The following is a 7,019-nucleotide window of genomic DNA, read 5'->3' as shown; positions in this document are numbered from 1 at the left end:
GTCCGGATAGGCGATGCCGATCAGGCGGTTGAGCGCATCGTAGTGATAGGTGGCGGTGACGCCGCGCGCATCGGTGGCGGTCTTGCGGTTGCCGGCGGCGTCCACGGTGAAGCTGCTGGCGCCACTGTCCGGGCTGACCTGCCCGGTCAGATCACCGAGCCCGTTGTAGGCATAGGTCGTATGCAGGCCTTTCGGGTCGGTGACCTGGGTGACCTGGTCCAGCGCGTTGTACTGGCTGCGGATCTCCGCCGCCACGCCGCCGGCATCCTGCAGGGTCTGCGCCAATCGGTTGAGCGGGTCGTACTGCTGGCTGGTCACGCGCTGCAGGGCGTCGGTGATCGTCTGGGGGTTGCCGTTGGCATCGTAGGCAAAGCCGGTAGCATGATTGCCGGCGTCCTTCAGCGCGGTCAGCTGACCGAGCGTGTTGAACGTCCGTGCCAGGGTACGGCGCAGGGTACCGCCTGCATCGAGCGTCTCTTCCTTGAGGCGATTGCCGGCATTGTCCAGCGTGTAGTGAATCGTGTTGCCCGCGTTGTCCTCGATATCGGTCAAGCGCAGCGCCGCATCGTAGACATAGGAAACGCTGCTGCCGTCGGGCTCGGTGATCTGTTGCACCTGGCCGGTCGGCCAGTAGCTGATCTGGGTGACCCGATTCTCGGCAGTGGTCGCGCCGCGCACGGTGATGGAGGTCGGCCAGCCGCGGGGATGGTAGGTGTAATCAGTCACCACGCCGTTGGCGTCCTTGACCGACAACGGCCGCCCGAACGCGTCGTAGGCCGAGGTCTCGACCGTCTGGCCCAGCGCATTGGTCACGCTGCGCAGGTCGCCCTTGCGATAAGTGCAGGCACCTCCGGTCGCGCACCCTGCATCATCCGCCGAGTAATAGGCATAGGTAACGTCATCGGCCACATCCGTGCGCGGGCCATCCACACTCTTCAGCAGCCCCTCCACCGGGCAGCTGCCTGCCGCTGCCACATCAGCGGCTTCGCAGTACGTGTAGCTGGTGATGCGCGTCTGACCGGACGCGGTGTCGGTCACCGTGTTGGTTGTCGGCTGACGCCGGGTATTGAAGGACGTTCGGGTTTCACGATTGCCGATGCGGGTGGTCAGTACCGCATTGGTTTCGACTTCGCGCGCGGTGGTCACCACCCGCTGTTCGGGCAGGCCGACCGCTTCGGTCACGGTATGGATGCTGACGGCACGACCGCTCACCGGATCGGTGCCCTGCGCATAGGTGTGCTTGGTCTGGATGCCGCGGCGATCGGTGTAGGTATCCAGGCGCCGGCGGAAGTCGACACTCTGGTCGTAGTAGGTCCGGCTGACGGTTCCCTGCGAATCACTCAGGCCGGTTACCTTGCGCGACGGCGCGGTGTCGCCGCCGGGTGTCAGGGTGTAGTCGGTCTGCCGCCCAAGCGCGTCGGTCACGACTGCACCGCCGTTGGGGCTGTAGGCCAGTGTCACACCATCGGCACCGCCGGCATGCTGACTGGAGATCACACGGCCGATGGAATCGTAGGTAAAGGTGCTGTAGCGGCGACCGTCCTCGGCGGTGATACCCGTCAGGTGCTGGGGGAAAGCCTGGTTCTCGTAGTGATACGTGCGCACACCGCCACCCGCATAGGTCACCGTGGCGACCTGGTTCTGCGGCGTATAGGTATAGGTGGCGAGCGCAATGCCTTCGACCAGCACCGAACTGATCAGCGCCTCATAGTCGTTGGACTGGTAGACGAACTCCAGTGTGCGGCCACTGCTGTGGGTGACGGCCGCAAGGCGGTCGCTGTCATCGTAGATGTAGGTCAGCGACGTGCCATCCGGGAAGCGCTTGGCGGTCAGACGCCCGTCCGCGCCGAAGGTCGAGATGGAACCCGCCGAGTACAGTGTCCAGTTGCCGTTCTGGACCAGACGATCGCCACTGTCGTCGTCCGCCTCATAGGCCTGGCCGATCTTCTTGAACGCCCGCTGGAAACCGGTGCTTTCAATGATGCCAACACTGTCAACACCATCCAGTGCCAGGTGGGCGCCCAGCGAATGGGTCCAGCCATAGCCGAAGCCACCGGATGAAGTAGAAATACCGGAGTGATAGAAGCGCGTCAGTGCGATCCAGCCCAGATCAAAGTCCTGCGCGATCTCATACTTCTCGCCCGTTTTAACATCACATGGGTTGCCGACATTGCCGTCGCAGGTACCGCCGTTGGAGGCCGGGTCCTTGTCGGGAATCGGACTCATGTTCGCCGCTGTATCGTTGCGGGGCATGGGGCAGCTACCGTTGCCGCCGTCCTTGTCGCACTTCTGCGACTTCGAGGTGATGGTCGCAACGAATTCCTCGTTGACGCAGGCGTTGTGCTTGTTGGACCACTGCGTGAAGGGGATCGGGCAGTTCAAGCGTCGCATGCGAGCAAGCCCTGTCGTTCCTGCGTCGAAGGGCACGCACGGAGACTCCGCCGAATTGCTGCCCAGCATGCCGGTGACCCGGTACTCCCTGACCTCCGAAATTCCGTCCATCCCTGGAGCAGTTGGGCCCCATTCTCCTTCCGGCACAGCAGTTTCCCCAGGACACTGGGGATTGATGTCCTGCAAGTCTGCAATGAGCGCTTCCAGCACTTCCTCTTCGGACAGGAAGCCACCATCACCCGCGCCGTAGTAGGTCCAGTCAGGGTCGGATGGCTGCGTCTTTCCCATCCAGTAGGTAATCGACGTGTTTCCGTTCAAGTCCACGACTTTCGACTTGATCTTGTCGACGTACTGCCAGCCGAACTGGAACTCCGGCGGGAAGGGGCTGGGCGCCGGCAGGTTCTTGATGGCGGCCACCGCCGCCTGCTGGGTCTTGTACTGGGTCGCATCGCCACCGGGCTGCGAAATACGCCAGGTGATCTTGCTTTCCTGCGCCTGTACAACAGCCGGCGCAATGCAGCCAACGGCAACGATCGCCAGCACGGCACACAAAATGGTCTTCAGTCGTTCCAACATCCCTGTTCTCCTTCCTGGACGAACACAGCGCCGGCGGGAACGAGAACGCGGAGCTGTGCCCCGCGTCATGCTTCGGATCGTCCCTGGTCCGGAATGCGGCAGTGCCAAATGCCGCCTTTATCGTTGAGGACGCTTGCACGTTCAAGTGTGGAGCCGCGTAACCGATCACAGATTCAAGCATCCAACGCCATTCAGCGGTCTACGCCCCGTCCCCATGACTTCCTGCACAGGGAGTCGGTGTTATACCTCACTACATTACCAACACGACCTGTCGCGAGTCGGCAGGCTGTGGCACTCCGCTGCAGACCTGACCCATCGGAAGGGCTGGCACGCGTCACGGCCCAGGGGAATGGCAATGAAGATCAGCCGAGTGACGTTGTGGGTGCTGGCCGCCGTGATGGCCGCTGCAGGCGCCGCGCACGCAGGGGAAATCCAAGTGGATCGAGGCGCTTACACACTGCAGGCCGAAGAGATGGGGGCCGGCCCGATCACCGTGGTCTTTGAATCCGGTTTCGGGCAGGGCGCGGGGGCCTGGAAGGAGGTGGTTGCCGGTCTGGGGCGCGACTACCACAGCATCACCTACGCCCGTGCGGGAATCGGCAAGTCCGGCAGCGACGGTCACCCCAAGCGCATCGATGCGCATCTGGCCGACCTCACGGCCGTGATCGATACGCTCGCCCCCGGTCGCCGCGTTGTGCTGGTGGGTCACTCCTATGGCGGCCTGCTGGCCACGGAGTTTGCACGCCGCCATCCGGAGCGCCTGCAGGGCCTGGTGCTGGTGGACCCGGCCACGATGGGTCAGCGCCATGCGTTCAAGCAGGCCGACAGTGCCCGCGTGCAGGCAGATGATGCCCAGCTGCGGGCGATGCTGCCGCCAGCCATGGCCGCCAACTACGCCGTGCTGACCGAACAGCTGGATGCACCCGGTGCGGAAACCCCGCGCACGATGCCGGACGTGCCGGTAGCGCTGCTGACTGCAACCCAGCTGGCTGCCGAACCGCTGTTCTTCGAGGAAACCGCAGCGGGCAAGGCGCTCTGGAAAGCACAGCACGCCCTGCTCTTCTCGGGATTCACGCGCGGCTCGCACCGCTACCTGGCAACCGGCCACACCCTCCAGCGCGAGGATCCCGCTGCGGTGGTGGCCGCGATTCAATCGGTCTCCGGCACCTCGAAGTAGCTGTTCCAGGCAGGCGCTTCCCGGGCTGTCCCCGGCTACTGCCCACGCAGGCGCACCGCAAAGTACCGCGCCGGGGAAAGGCCAAGCGCTTTCTTGAACATCGTGATGAAGGCCGTCACCGACTCATAGCCCAGCGTCTCGGAAACGCGTTGTACGGGTGCACCGGCGGCGAGTTCCCGAATGGCGATGAGCAGGTGCAGTTGCTGCCGCCAGCGCCCGAAGGACAGTCCCGTTTCCCGTTCGATGAGGCGGGTCAACGTGCGCTCGCCCAGGGCCAGGCGCACGGCCCACTGGCCGATGGTGCTGCGGTCTGCCGGATCCGCCGACAGCGCCGCAGCCAGCACACGCACCTTCGGGTGATGGCTGACCGGCAGCGACAGATGCTCAGCCGGCATCTGTACCAGCTCGTCCAGCAACACCCGCGCCAGCCGGTCGGTGTGGCTGCCATGCGGGTAGTCCAGCGGCGCGTCGGCCAGGTGCAGGATCATCTCGCGCAGCATCGGCGAGATGGCCAGCGTTACGCACTGCGCCGGCAGGTCGACGATGCCGGGCTCGACGAACAGGTAGCACAGGCGCGCGTTGGCGGTGGCGCGGTTGCTGTGCGGCATGCCGCCCGGAATCCAGACGCCACACTGGGGCGGCACGATCCACAGCGCATTGGCCACTTCGCAGGTCACCGCCCCATGCAGCGCAAGAATGAGCTGACCCTTTCGATGCTCATGCACCGGAATTTCCGCGTCGTGCTCGGCCACCTGCAGGCGGCTGGCAACCGCCGGGCGATCGGTCTCGTCCGGGTCCAGGTCAAAGCCTGGGAGCGAAATGCGAGCCATTCTCACATTGACCAATTTTAGCGATTGGTTGTCATTGTAGCGAAATTCGCCATGCCGGCCGATCACTAGCATGAGCCGCATGCACTCCCCCAGCCCGCTCCGCCCCCATGTGCTCCAGGCATTTGCACGGTTCAAAAGCCCTACCCTCAGGACCGACCAGGAGGCGGTGCTGTTCTCGCTCAAATGCCTGCTCGCCGCATCGCTTGGGCTGTATGTCTCTCTACGGATCGGCTTGAACCGCCCGTTCTGGGTGATCGGCACAGTCTATCTGGTGTCGCAAACGTTGTCCGGCGCAACGCTCAGCCGAGGTCTGTTCCGCCTGCTCGGTACCGTCGGCGGGGCCATCGCCACCGTCGCGCTGGTGCCCCGTTTCGCCAATGCGCCCCTGGTGCTGAGCGCCGCGCTCGCCACCTGGATGGCGCTGTGCCTGTACCTGGCGATGCTCGACCGCACGCCACGTGCCTATGCGTTCCTGCTGGCCGGCTATACCACCAGCCTGATCGGGTTTCCTGCGGTGATGGTGCCGGGAGACGTGTTCACCATTGCCATCACGCGAGTGCAGGAAATCGCCATCGGCATCCTGGCCGCCACGCTGGTACATGGGTTGGTGCTGCCGCGTCGGGTCTCGATGCGCGTGCACGCACGGGTTGCTGCCGTGCTGGAAGATGCGGAACGATGGACACGGGACATGCGCGCCGGTGCATCGGACGCGGTACTGGCGACGGACCGCTCGAAAGTGGCCGCCGACCTGCTTGAGCTGCATGTGCTGTCGATCCACCTGCCCTTCGACAGCGCCCACGGCGTGGCCCAGGTGCAGATCCTGCGTGCCCTGCATGACCGGATGCTGGACGTACTGATGCTGTCCAGCGCGGTGGAAGATTCCATCGCACGGCTGCGCTCACCACAGGCCAGCGCGATGGATTCGCCTGGCTGGCGCGAGCTGATACAGACCGGCCTCGCCGCGCAACAGGCCGAGCTCGACCTCGCCCACGCCGACTGCCGCGTGCTGCAGGCGCAACTGCACACTGCCCGGCCCGACTGGCGCCGGCATGTACCTGCCCGCCTTGCGCGACGTGCGCACGGTGCGGTACTTCACCGGGACCATCGACTTGCCCTGCGTAGCGCGCTGGGCGCGTTCGTCGGTATCCTGCTGAGCTGCGTTCTGTGGATCGTTACCGGCTGGTCGGAGGGCGCCACGGCGGTGTCCATCATCGGCACGGCGTGCGTGCTGTTCGGCACGATCGAAGCGCCTGCGCCGCATGTCATGCGCTATCTGGTGGGGTCGTCGATCGGCGTTGCCGTCGGCCTGCTCTACGGCCTGCTGATCTTCCCCGCGTTGTCCGATATCACCGGCCTGATTGCCGCGCTCGCGCCGGTGCTGCTGCTGTGCGGATCGCTCCTGGCCCGGCCATCCTTCATCATGGCCGCCCTGGGCGTGGTGCTGACGTTTCCGCTCATCGCCGGCCTGGGCGCGACCAATACGGTCAACATCGTCGGCGCACTCAACAACAGCGTTGCGTTGTTCGTGGGTACGACGGTGGCACTGTGCAGCATGCAGCTGTTCCAGACCGCCGATGCGGGCCGCAACCGCGCTCGGCTGGAGCGTTCGATCCGTCGGGACATCGCACGACACGCCGCCGGTCAAGGTGATGTGACCCGGGCCTGGCTCAGCCGCATGCTGGATCGAATCGGGCTGCTCGCTCCCAGGTTGCAAGGCCGTTCCAGCGCCGCACACGACCTGCGGGCATTGTTTGCGGACGTGCGTGCGGCTCATGCATCCAACCAGCTCCGCGCACTGGACACGCGTCTGCTCGATCCGCGCACGCAAGCGCTTCAGGCGATGCTGATCGAACGCGTCGCGGCACATTTCAGGATCCGCGCCCACGCACCACGCAGTGTCGACGCCCATCTTCTGGAACTGCTCGACCGCATGCGAGAAGCAGCGGTGGCCAGCAGCGGGGCGGATCGGGAGCACCTGTCGCATCTGCTATGCAGGTTGCGCCGCGACCTGCTGGCACCCCCGCTCCCCCATCGGCACTGACCTC

At 65.0% G+C, this 7,019-nt stretch carries 4 protein-coding genes; 2 read left to right on the top strand and 2 right to left on the bottom strand.

Annotation, left to right across the window (positions count from 1 at the left end):
• The coding region (locus AC5P99_RS19355; RefSeq protein WP_495213454.1) for an RHS repeat domain-containing protein at positions 1–2,967 on the bottom strand (2,967 nt) is incomplete at its 3' end.
• 355 nt (positions 2,968–3,322) lie between these two features.
• Here AC5P99_RS19355 and AC5P99_RS19350 point away from each other — a divergent pair.
• Positions 3,323–4,144, top strand: coding sequence for an alpha/beta fold hydrolase (locus AC5P99_RS19350; RefSeq protein ID WP_049451569.1), 822 nt, complete (start codon positions 3,323–3,325; stop codon positions 4,142–4,144).
• A 35-nt stretch (positions 4,145–4,179) separates the two neighbouring features.
• Here the strand turns inward: AC5P99_RS19350 and AC5P99_RS19345 are convergent, their stop codons facing one another.
• On the bottom strand, positions 4,180–4,974 hold the full coding sequence (locus AC5P99_RS19345; protein WP_049451571.1) for an AraC family transcriptional regulator: 795 nt from the start codon (positions 4,972–4,974) through the stop codon (positions 4,180–4,182).
• A gap of 79 nt (positions 4,975–5,053) precedes the next feature.
• On the opposite strand from AC5P99_RS19345, the gene AC5P99_RS19340 reads away from it, so the two are divergent.
• Positions 5,054–7,015, top strand: coding sequence for an FUSC family protein (locus AC5P99_RS19340; RefSeq protein WP_495213453.1), 1,962 nt, complete (start codon positions 5,054–5,056; stop codon positions 7,013–7,015).
• Positions 7,016–7,019 lie beyond the last annotated feature (4 nt).

Source organism: Stenotrophomonas sp. YJH_SMC_80, from assembly GCF_059372495.1.
This window is presented reverse-complemented; position numbering and strand designations above follow the sequence as displayed.